The 22,157-nt window shown below is 42.0% G+C and carries 12 protein-coding genes; 10 read left to right on the forward strand and 2 right to left on the reverse strand.

Features of this window, described 5'->3' with window-relative positions:
• Positions 1–295 precede the first annotated feature (295 nt).
• Positions 296–2,215, forward strand: a complete 1,920-nt coding sequence (locus D0C36_RS18425) for a sigma 54-interacting response regulator (protein WP_117393126.1) — start codon at positions 296–298, stop codon at positions 2,213–2,215.
• Between the two features lie 12 nt (positions 2,216–2,227).
• Here the strand turns inward: D0C36_RS18425 and D0C36_RS18430 are convergent, their stop codons facing one another.
• A complete protein-coding gene (locus tag D0C36_RS18430) occupies positions 2,228–4,687 on the reverse strand; it encodes a histidine kinase dimerization/phosphoacceptor domain -containing protein (RefSeq protein WP_158557143.1) in 2,460 nt (819 codons plus the stop codon).
• 358 nt (positions 4,688–5,045) lie between these two features.
• Between D0C36_RS18430 and D0C36_RS18435 the strand changes: the two genes are divergently transcribed.
• From D0C36_RS18435 to D0C36_RS18475, 9 genes are all read left to right on the forward strand, one after another.
• A complete protein-coding gene (locus D0C36_RS18435) occupies positions 5,046–5,618 on the forward strand; it encodes an RNA polymerase sigma factor (protein WP_233524519.1) in 573 nt (190 codons plus the stop codon).
• Positions 5,619–5,775: 157 nt separating this feature from the next.
• Positions 5,776–6,930 (forward strand): FecR family protein, encoded by a 1,155-nt coding sequence (locus tag D0C36_RS18440; protein ID WP_117393128.1) that lies wholly within the window; start codon positions 5,776–5,778, stop codon positions 6,928–6,930.
• Positions 6,931–6,996: 66 nt separating this feature from the next.
• Complete coding sequence (locus D0C36_RS18445; RefSeq protein ID WP_117393129.1) at positions 6,997–10,401, forward strand: SusC/RagA family TonB-linked outer membrane protein; 3,405 nt, start codon at positions 6,997–6,999, stop codon at positions 10,399–10,401.
• An 18-nt stretch (positions 10,402–10,419) separates the two neighbouring features.
• Positions 10,420–11,937 (forward strand): RagB/SusD family nutrient uptake outer membrane protein, encoded by a 1,518-nt coding sequence (locus tag D0C36_RS18450; RefSeq protein WP_117393130.1) that lies wholly within the window; start codon positions 10,420–10,422, stop codon positions 11,935–11,937.
• A 110-nt stretch (positions 11,938–12,047) separates the two neighbouring features.
• Positions 12,048–14,537 (forward strand): zinc-dependent metalloprotease, encoded by a 2,490-nt coding sequence (locus tag D0C36_RS18455; protein ID WP_117393131.1) that lies wholly within the window; start codon positions 12,048–12,050, stop codon positions 14,535–14,537.
• A 21-nt stretch (positions 14,538–14,558) separates the two neighbouring features.
• Positions 14,559–15,137 carry a hypothetical protein gene (locus D0C36_RS18460; RefSeq protein ID WP_117393132.1) on the forward strand — a complete coding sequence of 193 codons (579 nt, stop codon included), beginning with the start codon at positions 14,559–14,561 and terminating at the stop codon, positions 15,135–15,137.
• Positions 15,138–15,171: 34 nt separating this feature from the next.
• Positions 15,172–17,697 carry a zinc-dependent metalloprotease gene (locus D0C36_RS18465; RefSeq protein WP_117393133.1) on the forward strand — a complete coding sequence of 842 codons (2,526 nt, stop codon included), beginning with the start codon at positions 15,172–15,174 and terminating at the stop codon, positions 17,695–17,697.
• Positions 17,698–17,716: 19 nt separating this feature from the next.
• Positions 17,717–18,454: a hypothetical protein gene (locus D0C36_RS18470; RefSeq protein ID WP_147322039.1), complete on the forward strand. Its 738-nt coding sequence runs from the start codon at positions 17,717–17,719 to the stop codon at positions 18,452–18,454.
• A gap of 23 nt (positions 18,455–18,477) precedes the next feature.
• Entirely contained in the window at positions 18,478–19,494 is a 1,017-nt protein-coding gene (locus D0C36_RS18475; RefSeq protein ID WP_117393135.1) for a sigma-54 interaction domain-containing protein, read from the forward strand.
• A gap of 16 nt (positions 19,495–19,510) precedes the next feature.
• On the opposite strand, the gene D0C36_RS18480 is transcribed toward D0C36_RS18475, so the two are convergent.
• Complete coding sequence (locus D0C36_RS18480; RefSeq protein WP_117393136.1) at positions 19,511–21,634, reverse strand: TonB-dependent receptor; 2,124 nt, start codon at positions 21,632–21,634, stop codon at positions 19,511–19,513.
• Positions 21,635–22,157: the final 523 nt, after the last annotated feature.

Raw genomic sequence — 22,157 nt, forward strand, 5'->3', positions numbered from 1 at the left:
ATATTTTATGCCGATTGAAAAATGTTGTTTTTATAAGGTAAAGTAGTTTTTTTTATCTCATATACGCTATATCGTAATTGCCACAATCCGTATTACTAAATATCGTAAAAATAAATCAAATAGATTTTTGGTGTGAGTCTGGTATTTCGAAAATCATCAAAAGTATTTCACTAAATAGAGCTATAAGGCGTTTTTAGTTGTAGTATTTGCCTAATTAGCATGTAAACATCATAAGGCATCTTTTTTGTTATATTAACGTTTAATTATATAGCATCATCATTCATCCGCTCACGCAATGCCATCAAAGCTATTACTTGTCGAAGATCAGTTTATTCAGGCTGTGCATTTAAGCAATATGCTGGAAAAAGCCGGGCATATTGTTTTGGGTGTTGCACAATCTGTAACTGAAGCGATTGAACTTGTAGAAAATCAAACACCGGATATGGTGCTGGTAGATATATTACTAAAAGGCGATTTAACAGGGATAGATCTGGCTAAGAAGCTGAATAAATCAGACGTTCCTTTCTTGTATATCTCAGCCAACTCAAATGAATCTACCTTGACGTTGGCAAAGGAGACAGAGCCTTATGGATTCCTGGTAAAGCCATATCGTGAGAACGATATCCTGGCCGCGCTTGATATAGCTATATACCGCCATAACCAAAGCGTTGATATTAAAACCAAGCGTATATCGCGCTTGCAAAAAGAACTGAGCTTTGTTATTGAGCATGATTTAAATTCGTTGGTAGGCGTGGAGCACTTCCTTGCGGCTTTTCATTCGTTTATACCATTTACAGATGTGGTTTTAGATGTTAACGCAAATGATCAAAACCCATCATCCTTTTTGCATCTGCAAAGGAGTGGTTTCAATAGTTATAAAAGAGCCAATAGCAGCGATTTTGCTGTTGATGATACAAACATTTTAAGAAATACTTTTGGGCAATTTTCAGATGTGTTTTGCCTGGATAATAAACAACTTTTGGCACTCGCAGACGGTGATAAAACGATAAAAGCGTTTATTGATCTTTACAATATATCTTCTGTTGTTGGTGTACCTGTTTTTTACAACAACGGGGTAAGAGGCAACCTGCTTTTCTTTAGTGCCGAGCAAGGGGCTTACCATCAGGCAGAAGGCAATATCCTCAGGTCGGTTATCCCTCTTCTGACCATGGCTTTTAAACGTATTGATGAACTGAATAACGAGGGTTCTTTTGCACCGGGCGCTTTAGGTTATGATGGCCGGCATAGCGGCGGAAATAAATTTAAAAACATAATCGGTAGCAGCCCTAAGTTACTTTTTGTGCTGGATCAGGTAAGCCAGGTAGCGCCATTTGAAACAACTGTTATCATTGAGGGAGAGACCGGCGTAGGAAAAGAGGGCATAGCCGATGCCATACATCAACTATCCGCACGCAATAAAAACCCGGTGGTAAAGATCAACTGCGCTGCCATACCCCGCGATCTTATCGAAGCGGAATTGTTTGGGTACGAAAAAGGCGGTTTTACAGGTGCCACAGAGCGCCGGATAGGTAAGTTTGAACAAGCTAATGGAGGGACAATTTTTCTTGATGAGATAGGGGAAATGCCTATTGATGTGCAGGGTAAATTGCTGCGCGTTATCCAGGAGCGGGAGTTGGAAAGGATAGGCGGAAAAGGCACAATAAAAATAGATGTGAGGATAATTGCTGCAACTAATCGTAATTTATATAAAGAGGTTGGTGCCGGTAATTTTAGGTTAGACCTTTACTATCGCCTTAACGTTTTCCCTATCCAAATACCGCCGCTAAGAGACCGAAAAGAAGATATACCAGCGCTTGCGGCTTACTTTTTATCGCTACATGCCGAAAAATACAACGCACAGATCAAAGTTTTAAGTTCTAAGGCGCTTAATCAATTATCCAAATACTCCTGGCCAGGTAATATCCGCGAGTTACAGCATGTTATTGAACGTCATGTATTAATATCAAATGAAGATGTGATCAGTTCAGTAGATTTACCTGAAGAAGCGATAAGGGAGTCTGTTGATGATGTCGTGCCTGAAGCGTTTTTATCAATGGATGAACTTGATCGTGCACATATAACCTCGGCCCTAAAAAAAGCCAATGGTAAAATATCGGGTAAAGGTGGCGCAGCAGAATTGTTACAGATTCCTCCAAATTCGCTCAGCCTAAAAATGAAGAAGCTCGGTATTGCCTGGGGGTATTTATTTGAGTAAGAGATATATAAATTAACGCTGCGGAAATACAATGTTGATGCAGGTACCTGCATTGGTATTTAAACAAAATTGGCCTCTTATTTCCTTCGCTAAACCGGCTATCAAACGTAATCCAAAATTACCGGTCTTGTCATCAGTGTCTGTTTGGCAAAATCCTATTCCATCATCGGCGATATTTAATAGGATATTTTGTTCGTCGCTATTTTCAAAACGTAATGTTATAGTGCCCTGCTTGTTATTAGGGAAAGCGTATTTTAATGAGTTGGATAGAGCTTCGTTTATGATCAACCCAATAGGTACGGCCAAAGCAAGTTCCAGAGATATTTCATCCAGTTGCCGAACAATCTTTATCCTTGGGCCGGGGTTATAAGAATCAACCAAGTAAGCAACCAGTTCATTAATGTACGATGTCATGGTTACCATTGTGTATTGGCTTGTACTATACAGTTTCTGATGTATCATGGCCATCGCTTCTACACGATGAAGGCTTTCCTGCAAGGCCATTACCACCTGTTTATTACGTGTAGCGTTAAGCTGATTAGCCAACAGGCTGGTAACTGTTTGCAGATTGTTTTTTACCCGGTGATGCACCTCTTTCAACAACAATTCTTTCTCTGTTATCAATTGCTCAAGCGAGGCGTTTTTTGTGTTAATAACGTTTTGCTGTTGTTGTAACTGATTGTTCTTTTTTGTTTTAAACTTGTTTAAGCGATATAGGATAGCGACAATAACGATGAGTGCAGCTAAACCTGCAATTGTAACAATACGCACAAGGGCAGACTGCTGTAACTGCTTTTTTCTAACGGCCGCCTCTTTCTCAAGCAAGGCAATGTTTTTTTCTTTTTGCGCAGTCTCAAACTGTACTTTAAGGAAATTGAGATGTGTTAATTGTTTATCGCGGTTGATGGAATCGCGCAGGTGGTTTGCTCTTGCATAACTACCAATGGCGGCCTTGTAATTACCCAATGCAGAATCGGCGCGAAAATTTAAATGCTGGAGGTTCATTTCAAGGACCGGAGTAAGCTTATTAAAAGAAAGTCCTTTAGTTACGTAAAATTTTGAGCGATCAAACTTGCGCTGAGACGCGTAAAATTCGGCAATATCTGCATAAGCCTGTGGGCCGGCAATGTTAACAACAACACTTGTCATTGTGCTTTGGTTAGCCCAAAACTCATCATCAAATTTTATCGACTGTTGAAAATATTGTTCAGCAACCTTAGGTTTATTTAAGGCCTGGTAACAAAGGCCCAATACATCAGCCGCAATTTGTTTTGTATTGAAACGATTGGGTGGGTTACGTTTAAGGTATTGTAAGCTAAAGGTTAAAGCCTGCTTTGGTTTTCCCAGCTTTATGTAACCTTTAGCCAAAAAGCGTAATACCTTATAATAGTCGTCATTATATCCGCGGATTTTGGGTTGCTGAAGGCTTAACAGGTAATATCTGCAACTTTCATTAACCTCATCTAACTCCTGGTATATCTCGCCTAATGAAACGTAAACATTTTCGAGGTAGCGTTTATGGTTTAGTTTTTCGATATTTTTTAAAGCCATTAAGGTAGTAGAAAGCGCTTTATTAAGATCCCCGCTTAACCGGTAAAGATCGGCGAGTTGTAAATACGCAATGTAAAACTTGTTTTTACCTGCGGCTTTTATCAAGCTTATCTGTTTCAGGAAAAGTGTTTCTGCGATATTAAGATCTTTATACCAAAATGCATTGAAAGCCATATCGCTCATCACATCGGCGGCCTTAGCTTTGTCTCCCAACGATAAATAGATATCTATCGCATGCTGATAATACTCTTGCCCTTGTAAGTAATATTTCCTTTCGTCGGGTAAGATTGCCATTTCCCACCATCCAGCGGCTTCACCGGCCGGGTTATGTTTTTCCGCCGAGTATTTTATCATCCCGGAGAAATACTTTTTGCCATTTTCTACATTCCCCCTAACATATTCAAACCTGCCCAGTGCTAATAAGCTTTCAGAGATCCATCTTTCAGACCGGGCCGTTTGCGCAACATTGAGTGCGCTCGTCAGGTATCTTTTAACCAAACGTACTTTATTACTATCTGCCGGGTTGAGCCTGTCGCTGTAATGGTTACCAAAAACAAGCAGTAAACGGGCGCGCTGCTCGCCGGTGGCCTGATTTAGCAATTCTGTAGCCGCCTTGGTATCGTCGCGCTCAAGGTAAGCCCGGCAAAGCACTAAACCGGCCTCGGTATAACCATAATTGTAATTAAGGCGTTTACTAAGTGTAAAAGCCCTGTAAGCAAACTGAATGCATGAGTCTAATTCATTTGGATTACTATTGGGATCTTTCGCCCATGAAATACTGGCGAGTTTTATTAATAGCCGCACTTTATCGGTATCTGCCTTAGTAACGGCCATACGGGCTTTCAGATCAGCTGGTTCATCATTGGGTGTTTTTATAGTAAGTTTACCTTCGGTATTTTGCGCATAAGCAACCCTTGTCATAGTTATTGACAGGCAAAGCAGGCAAAATATTTTACAAAGTAGTCTCATTATAAAGATGGCTGTTGTGCCAACATCATCCCTAAGCTAACATTTAATTTTGTTAGGATAAAGTTTCCCTCAAACGGCTTGGGAGTAGCCTAAGAAACAAAAGCGAAGGCACGCTTATCATTAAACGATATTTCGTAAATCCATCTGAATTTATTACGAAATAAGGATAATTTATTATTCGTGTGTTTGTAATGTGCTGATAGTTTGGCTGTTATTGCTGGTATTGCAGTTGCAATAGGTTTTAGTTAATACCACCCGGTATTGAAAACTATTTTCAAATAATCTAACCCTATTAAGCTATTGTAATTAAATGCATAAGGCACATCTGCTTCAACTGCCTGATATAGAGTTAGCCAACTTGCTAAAGGCTGATAGCGAAGCTGTTTTCAAAATTATATATGAACGCTACTGGCAAAAGCTATATGTTGTTGCCCGCAAGCGTTTAAATAACAGCATGGAAGCCGAAGAGATTGTGCAGGATGTGTTCAGCAATCTTTGGCGCCGCCGCCATACCTTTCAACTACAAAAGGGCTTTGATAATTACTTTGCAGTAGCCGTTAAGTTTGAAGTGCTTAACCGTATGGCCAAACATGCGCGACAGTCACAATTTGAGAAAGATGCAGCAGTTAACTTAAAAGATTTTGACGAAACAACTTTACAATTACTTGATTATAATGAGCTGCAACGTCGGTTTGCAATAACATTAAGCGAATTACCTGAAAAATGCCGCCTGGTATTCCAACTGCAGCACTATGATGGCAAAACCCAGAAACAGATAGCAGATGAAATGGATATATCTGTAAAAACGGTTGAAGCACATTTGAGCAAAGCCCGGAAAAAACTGAGGGATGAATTTGGTAATTTATTAGGCTTGCTGTTGTGAGCTGAGACGTTACTGATAATTCTTGTTAACTATTTGTAAATCGGATTATGCTCATTTGGTTCGTTTTGGGTGTTTTTGTTAAAAAAACGTAAAAAATATATTTCTTCACTAAGGGTTATCAGGGTTTTGTATGGCTACATAATTAGAGACCCTAATTATGCCTGATAACAAACAAGTAAACAGATTGCGCTTTTTGGCTGATAAATGGCTTAGTGGCCGGATGTCAGCAACGGAGAAAGCTGAGTTTGATCAATGGTACAATACCTTTGATGATACCACATGGGTTGAGCAACGCGATGAAAGTGTTGAAGAACTACGGGAGCGCTTATATCAGAATATTATCAGCCGCCAATCTGTTCCTGTTACAGACGGTAAGCAAATACCGCTATGGGCTAAACTATCAGCCGCCGCCGCTATCCTTATATTTATAGCCGTTACCGGTTGGCTGTATTTTGGTAAGCAGCCGGTAACACAAATAACCTATCAACCCAAACCTTATAAAGAGATACTACCCGGCGGCAACTACGCCGTGCTTAAGCTTTCAAATGGTAAACAAATAGATCTTGACGCTGCAACAAAAGGGCCGCTGAGTTATGATAAAGCTGAGGCTGTTTCTAAAACTACTGATGGTGCTATTGCTTACCAAAAAGGCCGGGTTACAGATGGCGGGGCCATGGCGTACAACGAGATTGCTACCAAACGCGGTGGTATTTATACTGTTACCCTGGCCGATGGTACTAAGGTAATGCTCAACTCATCTTCCTCGTTGCGTTACCCGGTTGCCTTTAAAGGCAACCAGAGGCGTGTACAATTAACCGGTGAAGGTTACTTTGAAGTAGCTAAAGACAAAAACAAGCCATTTATTGTAGAAACAGCCCAACAATCAGTTACCGTATTGGGTACGCACTTCAACGTTAATAGTTATGCCGACGAGCCTTCGGTAAAAACCACACTGCTTGAGGGTAAAGTAAAAGTTGCCGGGCTAAACAGCTCAAATACAGAAATACTGCAACCCGGGCAGCAGGCTGTTTTAATGAAAACCAAATTCTCTGTAAAACAGGCTGATATTGACGAAGCTACAGCCTGGACAAACAACGACTTTATTTTCAGGAATGAGACACTTGAGAGCGTAATGCGAAAGATATCAAGATGGTATGATGTTGATATAACTTATCAGCAGGATGCTCAACGAGCGCTAAGGATTGATGCTGAGATCGTTAAATCAAAAAAGCTATCTGCTATTCTCAGTATCCTGGAAGAATCAGGAAAGGTTCACTTTAAAATTAATGACAGAAGCATCGTTGTTATGTGATATGCACCGGGCATAAGGCCCATTAGTAATTGCTCTTTACATTAAACTGTACCCAAACTATTATAGATGGATAAATTTTACTTAACCTATTGTAAGAAACTTACCGGGCAATTTTGTAGCCATTACCTGTTAAAATGCTTTAAACTGGGTTTGTTTATTTTGCTTGCCTTTGCCAATTATAAAAGCTACGGCCAAAGTAACATTACCTTAAAAACAAACAAAGAGGCGCTAAACAGCGTGCTCAAAAAAATACGCATACAAAGCGGGTATGATTTTTTAATAGATGCCGAGGCAAGCCGCACGGCTAAACCGGTAACTATTGATATCAAGCAAGCATCTATTGATGATGCTGTTAAGGCTTGCCTTGCCGGGCAGCAACTCACCTATAAGATCACTGAGCATACGGTGGTAATAAAGCTGAAACTACCCGAAAAACCCAAAAAAATAGATTCGCACGGAAAAGACTCTGTAGTAGTGACGGGGTTTGTAACCAGCAGCGACGCAAAGCCGTTGATTGGGGCAACGGTGTTGTTTCTTAGTAATAATAAAGGCGTTACTACTGATAGTAAGGGTAGGTATTTTATTACAACAAACAGAGGTAAAGATAGCCTGGTTTTTAGGTTTATTGGCTATAACCCTGTAAAGAAAGCAATTTCTGACAGGCAGGATAACGTTGTTTTGGATGTTGTGATGGAAGAAGCGCGCAACGAGCTTGACCAGGTTGTTGTACAGGGATATACCAAAACTACCAAAAGAGAATCAACAGGTGATGTTACCGTAATTAGCGGTGATGAAATTGCTAAAAGGCCGGTAATGAACCCTCTGCTTGCGTTGCAGGGCAAAGTGCCAGGGGTTACGGTAACGCCGATAACCGGTTCGGCAAGCGGACCTGTTAAGATAGAAATAAGGGGCCGCAAAGGTATTAACGAAAGTTTTACCGGCGAACCGCTTTATATAATTGACGGTGTGCCCGCCGGTGTTCTCGACATTCGCCCGCAAGCAGCAAGTACAATAGGACAATCGGCATTTTCCGCAGGTTACGACCAGGCTGGTTTACTACCATCCGGCGGTATAAGCCCGCTTTTTAGTTTGGATGCCAAGAACATTGAGTCGATATCGGTGCTTAAAGATGCCGATGCTACCGCTATTTATGGTAGCCGTGGTGCAAACGGCGTAATTTTGATCACCACAAAAAAAGGTAAAGCCGGTGCGCCAACAATAGGATTTGATATAAACAGAGGTGTAAATTTTGTAACCGTGATCCAACAGAGGTTGAATACGCCTCAATACCTGGCTACGCGCAGAGAAGCTTTCGCAAATGACGGAATAGCGCCAACACCCTTGAATGCCCCTGAACTTTTTGTGTTTGATCAAAACAGGTATACCGATTGGGGAAAATATTTACTTGGCGGTACGGCCAACAATACATCAATTGGCGGTAATATAAGCGGCGGCGATAAACTGCATACCTATCTTATAAGTGGCGATTACGGCAGTTCAAAAGATCTTACTACTGTAAGCGGCGTTAACCAAAGAGGTAGCTTGTCAATAAACTTAAGCAACCAAACGGCAGATCAGCGCTTATCTTACAATTTAATAGCAAGCTATGCGCTGTATCACGTAAACCAGATAAACGTTGAAGCAAATGCTGCTCTTGCACCAAATGCACCTGCCGCTTTTACGGATAAAGGGGATCTGAATTGGGCGGGATGGGGTACGGCCAGAAGCTCGTTCCCGTTTGCAGGCTTGCTTAGGCCGGTAGACTCGCGCGGCAACACACTATCGGCAAGTTTTACAACAAGGTATTTAATTTTAAAAGGCCTCGACCTAAATGCCACACTGGGTTATAGCCTGGCGCAAGGCAAAACAACCAAAAAAACACCCTTGGCATCCCAAGATCCAACGCTTGCCGATAAACCGGTGGCCGAGTCAATATTTTCAACTTCAGATGCCGGCAATAAATCTGCACGGATCAACTTGTCATATAATTTTTTAGTTGGCAAGGCTAAATTTAATTTTTTAAGTGGAGCCAGGTATGAGGAAAGATATTCTGGTTATTCAACTTTAAGGGGGCGAGGTTACGCAAACGATGCATTGCTTAATTCAATTGTAGGCGCCTCAATAGTTGCTGGCGACGATGAATTTGCTAAATACAAGTACCTTGGTTTTTTTGCGCAGGCAACAGTAAGTTTTGATAACGCTAAGTATAATTTAAACCTAAACGGTGTAAGAGATGGCAGCAGCCATTTTGGAGAAAATAACAGATTTGGCAATTTTTGGTCTATTGGCTTATCCTGGAATGCAGAACAGGAAAAATGGATAAAAAGCTGGTTGCCTGCTTTTGTGAGCAGCGCGCATTTTCATGCCAGCATAGGTATTTCGGGCAGCGATCCGGTTGCTGATTATAAGTATCTGTCGCAGTATGGTAATTACCCCATACAGCCGCTTCCATCGTACGGCGGCGTAGCACCATTGCTGCCGCTTATCCAGCCTAACCCTTATTTTCAATGGCAGGTTAACCGCTCAAAAGAAGTTGGTTTAAACCTGGCGTTTCTTGATGATCGCTTAAACTTTAGCGTAGCTTACTCTTTATCGCGCTGTAATAACCAACTGCTTGATTTTCTAACACCTTCTATAACAGGCTTCAATAGCGTTGTAGCCAACTCGCCTGCTGATGTACAAAACCGCACCTGGGAATTCTCTTTCTCGGGTACGCTGATCAATAAAGAAAATTTTAAATGGAACTTAAGCACAAATTATAGTTTTAATAAAAACTATTTGCTTGCTTATCCTAATCTTGAGCAATCGCCATACGCCTCAACCCTAAAAATAGGTAAGTCATTAGATGTGCAGTATGTTACAAAGTATACAGGAGTAGACCCGTTAACCGGTTTCTATACTTTTGAAGATCGTGATCATGATGGGCGTATTCGCTATAACTTGGAGGCCCCGGGTACCGGCGATTATTATATACCCATCAGCACAACACCCAAATTTGATATAGGTCTTGCTAATACGTTTACCTACAAAAGGCTATCTGTATACGCAAATATTATATTAAAGAAACAAATAGGTATTTCACCCGAGTTTATTTCTGAAAAAGCAACATTTGCAGGTATAACCGGTAATCTGCCTGCTTACTTATTTGAACAAAGATGGCAACATCCCGGAGATAAGGCTATAAGGGCCAGGCTTTCAAATATTGGCAGCGGCAGCAAAAGAGGTAGCATTGAAAGTTCAGATGCTGGTTACACTGATGCAAGTTATATACGGCTATCTGCTTTAGAATGTGCATACCAAATGCCCGACAAGTGGGTTAAAAAACTGGGCCTTAATAGCTTAAGTATAAAACTAAGCGGATCGAATATCTTCCTTATAACTAAATACCGGGGACTTGACCCCGAAGTGCAGGGTACAAATGCTATCCCACCTTTCAGAACAATAACAGGCGGTTTGTCCGCTTCACTGTAATCTATTTAACGTATCAACATGAAATATACAAATACTTTAAAAAGGTTTTTCATCATCGTTATCACATGCTCGGCAGTTTGTAGTGTTAGTTGTAAAAAGATTTTAGATGTTGGCAAGCCTACTAAAACCATTACTAACGAAGAAACTTATAGAACTGATGAGTCTGCATTATCGGCAATGGCGGGCGTGTATGCCAGTATGATGTATGACTCACGATTGAATTTTGGCAATGGTGCTACAACATTATATGCAGGCTTGTCTGCAGATGAGTTTACAACACGTGATGTGACCGGCTCTCTGTTAAGTTTTCAACGTAATGACCTCTACGTTGACCTCGCCGAACCTGGCTTATGCTTTTGGGTGCCAGCCTACAAGCAAATTTTTTATTTAAATACTATTATTGAACAGGCAGCCGCTTCAACATCCGGAACGTTTACAACCCCTGTTCGTAACCAACTAACCGGCGAGAGCAAATTCTTACGCGCATTCTGTTATTTTTATCTTACTAATTTTTTTGGCGATGTACCATTAGTGCTTACAACTGATTTTAAAGTTAATGCATTATTGCCCCGCAAAGCCCAGGCTGAGGTATATGATCAAATTGAAAAAGACCTAAAAGAAGCACAAACATTACTAAGCAGCGATTATGCCCTGGCCAATACCGATAAAACGCATGCCAACAAGTATGCCGCTACGGCTTTGTTAGCCAGGGTATATTTATACCGCCAAAAATGGAAGGAGGCTGAGGAGCAAGCATCGTTACTGATTGATGGTGGAAACTTTAGTCTGGTTGATGCTCTTGATCATGTTTTTGACAAAACAAGCCAAGAAGCCATATTGCAGTTTGCAACAACTACAAATTATAGCGACTACCGTATACCTGAGAGGCGCCACTTTGTGCCTGCAATAAGATGGGTAGATGACATAGTCAACTACGGGCTGGAAAGCGTTTATCTGGATCATCCTGATGATTATACAAATTTCGCTGAGCTTTTCTACCCTTCAGAAACACTTACCAAACAAATGTTATCTGCCTTTGAAAAGGATGACCAGCGTAAGGCTTTCTGGACATCCTATATCGAAAGCCCCAATGTATCTCCATGGTACGGCGCTATAACTTATTATATAAAGAAGTACCATGAAGTGAACACGGTAGGTGTAGAGGGCGAACAGGAATATACTGTTATGCGCCTTGCCGAACAATATCTAATAAGGGCAGAAGCCCGGGCCCATCTCGGGAAACTTGCGGCGGCAGCAACTGACCTTAATGTAATAAGAGCGCGGGCTGGTTTGCCATCTAAAAGTGCTTCAAATATGGCTGATATGCTGTTAGCTATTGAGCATGAGCGCCAGGTTGAACTTTTTGGCGAGTTTGGGCACCGGTGGTTTGATCTGAAGCGCACCAACAGAGCGCAAAGTGTATTGGGGGCAATAAGTATAAAATCGCCTTTTCAATCCTATCAGCTTTTATACCCCATACCCCGGCCCGAGCTATTGGCTAACCCCAATTTAAGGCAAAACCCCGGTTATAATTAACAAAACACAGAGGGCATTGTCACGCCTCAGCCCGGTTAAAACTAAGCCGGATGGGGGCTGGTTTGCCTCAATAAAAAAAAAACTATAAACACTATTGAAAAAACTAAACAATGAAACACAATATTAGAATAAAGCACCTGTTGTTAATTTTTGCTTTGGCAATGCTGGTGGCGCCTTTTGCCGGCATGGCCCAAACCATACCCGGTATACCGGATAACCTGCCCTTAAAATTAATTAAGAAAGATACTGCCCGTAAGGATACAGCAAAAGCTGTTGTAACAAAACTTAAGCCTTATACAGAGGTTGTTAGCAAAAATTTTCGCTCAAAGCCAGGTTTATTTACTGTTCACCAAAGTAAAGACAGCCTGCTTTTTGAAATACCAGATTCTATACTGTCAAGACAGATACTCTTTATTCAGCGGCTTACGCAGGCATCTTATGGCATTAATGCCTATACCGGCGAAAATATGGGCAGCCAAACCATTGTATTTGAGAAGGGCCCAGATTCTACACTACTTATACAGTATGATCTTGCTGCAACCGAAGCCACTCCGGCCAGTAATATTTCAAAGGCCGTACAAAATGCCAACTTAAGGCCTACAATGGCCATTTTACCTATTGCAGCACTTGGCCGGGCCGGTACCAGTTATGTAGTAGACGTTACCGGTCTTATAAAACAAAAAGGATTTTTAACCGATACAAAATTTGAAAGAGATACATCAAAGCATGCAGATAATCCTAAAGACTATCAAATAGATTACCTGCACGCTTACCCCTTAAACGTAGAGATAGGCGTTAGCCATAATTTAACTTTAAGGGCAGATAAAGTGCCTGTGTCTATGCAGGTTAATGCTTCGTTTTTGATGTTGCCGCGTGCGCCTATGATGCGGCGCTATGACGATGAGCGGATAGGCTATTTCTCAAATAGTGTTTTACCTTTTTCTGACGATCAGCAGCGGGTGAAGTGGAAACGATTTATTACCCGCTGGAGATTAGAACCCCGTAAGCAAGACCAGAAAAAATGGGAGCAGGGGCAATTGGTTGAACCGCTAAGGCCCATAGTGATCTACCTGGATCCGGCTACGCCTGCACAGTGGCGACCATTTCTTATCCAAAGTATTAATGATTGGCAAAAAGCTTTTGAACAAGCAGGTTTTAAGAACGCCATAGTAGGTAAAGAATGGCCTGCTGCGGATACAACTATGCACATGGATGATGCAAGGTATTCTTTTATTGATTACATACCATCTGATGGTGTTGGTTCTTACCCACCCGAGATACACGACCCTCGAAGCGGCGAAATTTTACAAGTACACATAGGTTGGAATGCCGGCCTTATGAAGCAACTTCATGATAATTACATGATACAGGCCGGGATAAATGACCAGCAAGCCCGCAAAGCCAGTTTTGATGTAGCATTGATGGGCAGGCTAATACGTTATGCAGCAAGCCACGAAGTAGGGCACAGCCTTGGTTTGCGCCATAACTATGGCAGCAGCAGTCGCACACCGGTTAATAAGCTTAGGGATAAAAAATACCTGGCCAAGTATGGGCATACTGCCAGCATTATGGATTTTGCCCGGTTTAACTATGTTGCCCAGCCACAAGATGGTGTAACTGAGAGTGGTATTCTTCCGCGAATTGGCGAGTATGATACCTGGGCTATTGAGTGGGGATACAAAAACTCAGGCGCAAACAATGCCGATGCCGATCAAAAAATTATGCGCCAGCTGGCCAATCGCAGGCTAACTGAAAATAAGCGACTATGGTTTGGTGATGGTGAATCAAAAGACCTGAAGTTTGACCCAAGGGCCCAGGTTGATGATATGGGCGATGACCCCATACAGGCCAGTTTGCTGGGCATTAATAATTTAAAAAAGGTGCTTCCATATTTGCCAAAATGGACGCTTGAGGATGGCCGCAGCACACAAAACCTTAGCGAAGTATATGAGGCGGCTAAAGCCCAGTATCTTAAATACATGGCTCATGTTCTTAAATATACCAGTGGCGCCACCTATCGTAACAATATAGCCGAGGGGCAAAAAGCACCTGTGTTTGTATCGGCCCCGCTAAACGTGCAGAAACAAGCCTTGTCTTTTTTTAACCGGGAGATCTTTACAGCACCCGTTTGGTTGCTAAACCCCGAAATTACAAATAGAGTAACCGGTGTTGAGACAAACAGTTTTATTGACGACCTGCGGGCAAAAGTCATAAACAGCCTGTTAGATGCACGTAAGCTTGCCCAAATACGCAATAACATGGAACGTTTTCCTAAAGAAACGCTTCCGCTCAACCAATATCTTTCTACAATACACGGGTATGTTTGGAATGAGTTGAAAGGCCCGGGCAATATAAAAGAAGACGCCTACAGGCGCAACTTACAAAAAGGCTACTACGGGGCCTTGCTGGATGTTCTATCAAGGACCGACAATGCGGATGATTCTGAGAACGATGCCATCTCGCTTATCAAGGCAGATCTTAAAACCCTGGCCACAGAGCTAAAGCGGGCTATCCCAAGGGCAAAAGACCCGCTTACACGCTACCATTTCCAGGATATGCAGGCACGTATACAAAGTACACTTAATAACAAAGAGATCTGATCATTACACAATTAAAATATTATGAAAACAAATAACATTAAAATTATTAAAGCATTACTTTTTGCTGCTATCCTTTCAGGCTCATGCGGATGTATGGACGGTGCTAAAAAGCCCGAGCGAAACAAAATGCCTGAACTGAGCAGTTTACAGGAGTATCATGATGGTGGCTTTTTGGCTGCTCAAAAGTTATCAACAGGGCCTGCCGGTTTAAATTTTGCTTCAACCCAGATTGAATTGGAGACCAATGATGGTTTAAAGAGATTTATCCGGGTGCCCTTGCCTGATGCCTCGGCAGATTCTGTATTGGTTAAAATGATACAAACATTAAAACCACTTGCTATCCCTCTTTTAAGCAATTGGGCAAATCAATACAACAGTGGTTTGCTGATAGATCTTAGCAGTAACAGGAGTGGTTTAGCCACTTATCAAACTAATTATGAATTAAGGCAGCAAGGTGGTTTTGTAATACCGGTTATACTCCGTTGGGACAGGCTTTCTGCTTATCGTGCCGGTACGGCGCAAGATTTAGTGGGTGGCACGCCTTTTATTTCGCTTCAAAAACTATCAGGCCAGGATCCGCGCAACTTTAAAGGCTATTGATCTAAAAACCTTAAAACATTAATCAGAAAAATTCATGATCAACAACATTAGTAAACGTGGTATAAAAGTACTTTTAATACTTCTGGCATTGCTTTTTAGGGTTGATTTAGCATCGGCGCAAAGTGTGCCACGCAGCCCGCAAATGCCGGATACGTCTAAATACAAAGCAGTACGGGCAGATAAACCGGAGAAAAAACAATCAACAAAGAAAAAATCTGGAAAGACTGTTCAGGCATATAAAAAAATTGTGAATAGCAATTTTAAGACTTTCAAAGGGATATTTGCCATACACAAGTATAAAGATACTGTGTACTTTGAGATACCGGATTCTCTTCTGCATCGCGATATTTTAGTACTTAGCAGGCTGGCAAGTGTAAGCGCTAATTTAGAGAGTTACGCGGGCGAAGAACTGAGTCAGAAAACCATTCAGTTTGAGGTTGGGGCCGATTCTACTTTGGTTATAAGAAATAACATAGTTGCCACAGATACTCAACAGGGAAATGCCATATCACAGGCAGTAAACCGGTCTTTGGGAAACCCTATTCTTAAGTCGTTACCTATTGTTGCCTATGGCCCCGGGGGGATGTCTTATTTAGTAGATGTATCGCAGTGGTTTAAAGAGAAGAACTCTTTGGTTACCGATCTTGGTTCATCTGCCATTGATAAAAAAGCCCAGGACGGAAAAGATTTTTACATTGATGAGATAGCCACTTACCCGTTAAACACTAAGATCACCGTTTCTGCTACGTACAAGTCTGAAATAGGCAGATACATGGGATGGTTCAATGTCCAAACCAATGCATCATTTATTATGCTGCCACGTGTAGCCATGCAGCGCCGTTATGCAGATGATCGCATAGGTTATTTCACCAATACAGTATTACCGTTTTCAGATAATCAGCAGCGTGTAGACTGGAAAAAGTTCATAGTTCGTTGGCGTTTAGAGCCTCGTGATGCAGACGTAGAGAAGTGGGAGCGAGGAGAGTTGGTAGAGCCAAAGAAACCCATAGTTATTTATATAGACCCGGCTGCACCTGCGCGGTGGCGGCCCTACCTGGTGCAGGGGATAAACGATTGGCAGCAGGCCTTTGAGCAGGCAGGTTTCAAGAACGCCATTATAGGAAAGGAATGGCCGGAAGGAGATACAACGATGCACATGGACGATGCCCGTTATTCGTTTCTGAACTATTTTCCGTCAGAGACGCAGAATGCGTATGGCCCTCATGTGAACGATCCGCGGAGCGGCGAGATCATCCAGACACATATAGGATGGTACGCCAATGTAATGACGTTGCTTCATAACTGGTACCAGATACAGGCGGGTGCATCAGACCCCCGAGCGCGTCATGCAAAGTTTGATGATAATTTGATGGGCGAGCTGATCCGGTTTGTATCGAGCCACGAGGTTGGTCATACGCTTGGGCTTGCGCATAACTTTGGGAGCAGCAGCCGCACGCCAGTAGACAGCCTTCGCAACAAAGCGTTTGTAGAGCGTTACGGCCATACGGCGAGCATAATGGATTATGCTCGTTTCAACTACGTTGCACAGCCCGAAGATGGTATAACAGAGAAGGGTCTTTTCCCACGCATAGGCGATTATGATAAATGGGCAATAGAGTGGGGCTACAAGCCAAGCGGCGCCAAAACAGCCGATGAAGACGAGAAGATAGTTAGGCGTTGGGCTGATGAGCGGCTGAGTGCCAACCCTCGTTTGTGGTTTGGAGACGGGGAGACGCCTGAGATGAAGTTTGACCCGCGTGCGCAAACAGAAGACCTTGGTGACGACCCTGTAAAGGCAAGCCGTTATGGTATAAAGAACCTGCAGTACATATTACCGAGATTACCGCAATGGACGGCCGAAGAAGGAAACAACAACAGGAACCTTACAGAAGCATACGATGAGGTAAGGTTGCAATATTACCGGTACCTTAACCATGTATTAAAGTATGTGGGTGCCTACTACCGTAACAATACCAAAGAGGGCCAGCAAGATGCGGTTTTTGTTGCCGAGCCTTTACAACTGCAACAGGATGTACTTCGCTTTTTTGATGATGAGCTTTTTAAAACGCCAAACTGGATACTCAACAAAGCGGTGCTTGATAAGATACAAGGGCAATTACAGGGACAGGATCCTGTACGTTTTATCAACTTAATGCAGTTAAAAACGCTAAACAGTTTACTGGATATTGTAAAACTCAACAAGATAAGGACAAATTATAATCGTTTCGGCGATCAGTGTATTTCTCTGCAAAGTTATATATCAACACTACATGAAATGGTTTGGCGCGAGCTAAAAATGCCTGCCGGTGTGGTTGAAGACAGGTACAGGCGCGATCTTCAGAAAACGTACTTCGGGGCAATGTCTGCAGTGTTAGAGAATGTTTATGAAACTGCAGAAAATGATGCTGTATCACTAATAAAGGCTGATCTGAAACTGCTTGAAAAGGAACTTCAAAAAGCAGTATCGCGCACAAAAGAGCCGGTTACCTTATACCATTTGCTGGATGTTCAAAAGCGTATTAAGCTGGCATTAGCCGTAAAAACATCAAGCCAGTCGTAATTAATTAAAAAAAATTGAGATGAAACTGTATAGATATTTATTGGCTGCGTTGTGCATTGTTTATATGCTCTTCTCATGTAAAAAGGAAAAACTGGTTTACATACCCTCGTCATCATTAACTATTGTTAATGCAATTAATAGTGATTGTACTGTAATTGTACCCAGCTTTAACAGAGAGGCTAAGTTGCGATTTTTGGTGGCCGATACTATCCGCCCGGGTAATTTTCATGAGTATGGAGGGTATGCCGGTACATTGCCTATGGCGATGTTTGACAGGAAGGACACTGTTAATGCGATACTGAAGCAGGACATTAATGTAATTCCTGAAAGCATAAGTACATTATATATTGCAGGAGAGCCAAATAACCCGATCGGTTTATATAAACAGGATACCATTGCAACCCTTAACCGGGCCGACAGCGTTATCAATGTAAGGTTTGTGAATTTATGTGCCGGGTTAAACGGGGCAAGTATACAAATAAGCGATAAACCCGAACTGCAATTCTTAGATAATTTAAGTTTTAAAGCAGTAAGCTCTTTTAAAACACTTAAGGTTGATACTAAACAGGTACCATCAAGGATCATCCCATTCACGATAAAAGAGCGAGCCTCGGGCAATGAAATTGGGACGTATGATTTGAAAATGGTGAGTAGCATTATGGACGTTGGATACGAGATATTAAATGCTAAGAGCGTAACCATTGTGCTGGCCGGTACAAGCACATCGTTACGTGTTATGAGGGTAAATAATTATTGATTGGGGTTAAAAAAATCTGCAACATGAAAGAGTCAAGTGCATTAGATTGTACCGTTATAAATATATCGACTAACAAGTATGGTATTGAGGGGAGTAGTATAGCTATTCAAAAAGTATTAAACCTTGTTGCCAAGGTTTCGCCTACGCAGGTAACCGTACTTGTTTTAGGCGAAACCGGTACGGGGAAAGAACTTGTTGCAAGAGCTTTGCATGAGCGCTCAGATAGGGCGGGCCGCCCATTTATTAAGGTAAATTGCGCAGCACTGCCTGCAAACTTAATAGAAAGTGAACTTTTTGGCCACGAACGGGGCAGCTTTACCGGTGCTTATGACAAACGCGTAGGCAAGTTTGAGGCCGCCAACAGAGGTACCCTTTTTTTAGATGAGATAGGTGAGATGCCATTAGATCTGCAGGTAAAATTGCTAAGGGCTATACAGGAAAAAGAAATTGAGCGCATAGGCGGACGCAGTGTTATTAAAACTGACGTTAGGTTGATAGCTGCAACTAACCGCGACCTGGAACTTGAAGTGCAGGCAGGCCGTTTCAGAAGCGATCTTTTTTTTCGCCTTAATGTTTTTCCCATTGTAGTGCCGCCTTTGAGGGAGCGCCGCGATGACATATTGCAGCTTGCCAACCATTTTATAGCTAAATTTTCAGGAAACAAAAAGCCCGCCCTCTCCAGGCGTGCCGGTAAACAACTTGAGGCTTATGAATGGCCGGGTAACGTAAGAGAACTTGAGCATTTGATAGAGCGTACCCTTGTTTTAAATGAGGGTACGGTTATTAATGAAATTATGCTTCCCGGGCGTTGTTTACTTAAGGCCGATCCGTCGGCGCCCCTTGCAGGCGTAAAAACCATTGCCGAGGTAGAGCGTGAGCATATACTTTCGGTATTGAGGATATCCGGCGGGAAAATATCAGGCCCCGGCGGGGCTGCTGTTAAGCTTAATATTCCATCAACAACCCTTTATTCAAAAATGAAGAAGTTAAAGATAAAAAAGGGCTATTATGATGATGGCCCATTGATTGAACAAGCTTAATTGTGCTGCTTTGTTTTCAATGATTAAAATTGCCGCCATCTAAGTTGATAAGAAAAGCCAGCAAAATATTTCTACCACTCGGCGGGTACACAGTTACCCGCCTTGCTCCATCATACGAGTAGCGATAGCTGTACACCTGCTTAAACCCGAAAATGTTACCCACGGTGAGGTTTATTGCAGAGTAGCTTCTCCCTATATGCGGCAAATAGCTGAAACCTAAGCTAATGTTATGATTGGCCTGCGTCCTATCACCCATGAAAACCGTATTAAGCGGGTTAAAATAACTGCGGCCGCTGCTAAATGTATACGTAGCCGATACTTGGGCACGGTAGTTCATGATCAGTTTTTTTGCTACCAGATTGCCTGTGTGTTTAGAAACAAACGGCGGAGTAGCCGCTGCAGGATAATCGATAAAGTTGCGTTTGGTATCTATGTAGGAGTAAGAAATATAATATTCCAGTGCGTTAAAAGTACCTACATCATGCCAAAACACATCAATGCCTTTAGCATAGCCGGAGCCACTGTTATTAAAGGCTGATATCTGTAAAGGTGGCCCAAAAGCCTGGAAGCCGGAGAATACCGGCGTAATAATCTTTGTTAAATCCGAATACTGCTTGTGAAAGAACTGTACACGCAGATTTTTGTATTGGTTGGTAAATGTGTATTCAAGTGCGTAATTGTTTGCTTTCTCAAATGTCAGCTGATCTGTTTGAGATAGAAAACTGTCATCGGGCTTCTCATAATAGCTGCCAAACGAGCCGGTAATTTTATGCGCTTTAGACGGAATATATGAAAGAGATGTTCTTGGCGCCAGGTTGTTCCTGTTTAGATAGTTTGAGCGTTCGGCCCTCAAACCCGCGTCTACCAATATATTTTTTGTGATGTAAACAGCTTGTTGCGCAAAGGCCGCGCTAAGCACATCGTTGTATCCGCGCTGTAGTTGGGCAAAACCCTCATTTCTTTGGGATTGAAACTGCTCGGCGCCAACGGTGAACAAAGAGTTTTTAAAAAACTCTTTTGAGAGGCTTATCTTCTCCTGCCAAACATTGTCATGTTGATGGTATGGGTCCTTTACCAGGCTGCCATTTTCTGCGGTATTGTTAAAAGCCACGCCTGCAAATAGTTTCCAGCTGTTAAAAACGTAATCAGTATAATGGGCGTTAACATACCAATTGCGGTTGGTGTTACTTAGCAACTCCCATTGGTTTTTTATGGGGTTATTTATTTTGAAAGAAAGTTGCGTATCGCTGTAATCTGCAAAGAGTTTAAACATCCCTGTAGGCGATGTTTTAATCTTCCAGTGTATCATGCTTTGATACTGCCTTGGGTCCATTTGCCAGGCCACGTTTTGCTTAACCACGCTATTGTTAAGCGCATAATTATAGTAATTAGCGCCTACAGTTAATGAGCTGCTTTTGAACCGCTGCGTATGTGCGGCCCCAATGCCCAGGCTTACCAATGAAAACTCTGTTGACGTAGTATCTGCAAGCCCTTTGGTGTCCCATAGCATTGCCGATGACATAGCCTGCCCATATTCAGGATTATAGCCGCTTGTAGTAAACATGGTTTTTTCAAATAAAAAAGCAGAATACCGGCTGCGGTTGGCAATATCGGGCAGGCGGCTACCAAATGGGTTCTTAACCAGCATGCCATCAAAAAATGTTTTAGTTTCTTCTGCCGAGCCCCCATGTATAAATATCCCGGTTTCATTACCTGCCGGTGCAGCACCCGGAAAGGTTTGCAGTGCCGCAGCAACATCTGCAACAGAGCCTGCTGTGGTTGCTATATCCAGATCGTTTAAAACGTATTCGCGTTTGGTTTCATGTATGGGTTTGCCGGCACTCACCTTAACAACCCCAAAACTGCCGGAGTCGATTTTTAAAATAAAGTTTCGGGAAAAGTCACCATTGATATTAATTAACACACTATCCTTTTGATAACCAATGGCCGAACAAATAAGCCATTGCTTACCCGGTATGGTAGTTTTAAATTGGTAATAGCCTGCAGAATCTGCCGGGGCACCAACTTTAGTTCCGCGGATTTTTATTGAAGCATGGCCAACACTATTGCTATCGGCCGATAAGACCCTGCCTTTTATTACAAATTGCGCAAGCAATTGATTATTGCCTACAAATAGCATGGCAATCAGAAAAATGCTAAGCGCCAAAATGTATCTCGGGTGAATGTAATGCGACAACTACGGTTTGGTTTTAAACAGAATAAGCAAAGAAAAAGCACCTATGCCAGATGCCTTACTGGTAACATGAACTGCCTGTAAAGAACGAAGCATAGTTTAGGAGTTTTATTATTAACTAACGGAGAATAGTATTCAACTCAGGTGCCAGTTTTCAATTATCTGTATTTCAATTTGTTGTGATTTTGTATTAATGTAATACGGCTTTATTTCGTAAAAAACATTAGTTGATTTTCAGATTATTCGTAATAATGTAACAGCTGCCTTCAACGGAATATTTATTTCTTAATACAGACCTTATCATTATCGGCTTATGCTATGTCGTAAATGAAATAGCACCATACACGAAATACCGTGAAGTGTAATAGTTTTTTATATATAAATAACTGATTGTTAGTTGTTTAATATATGGCATCCTGCTTGTGTTCCATGGCGCGCTCTGGTAATACATCCGGTTAATATGGATCGC

The organism is Mucilaginibacter conchicola, from assembly GCF_003432115.1.
GTDB lineage: Bacteria > Bacteroidota > Bacteroidia > Sphingobacteriales > Sphingobacteriaceae > Mucilaginibacter > Mucilaginibacter conchicola.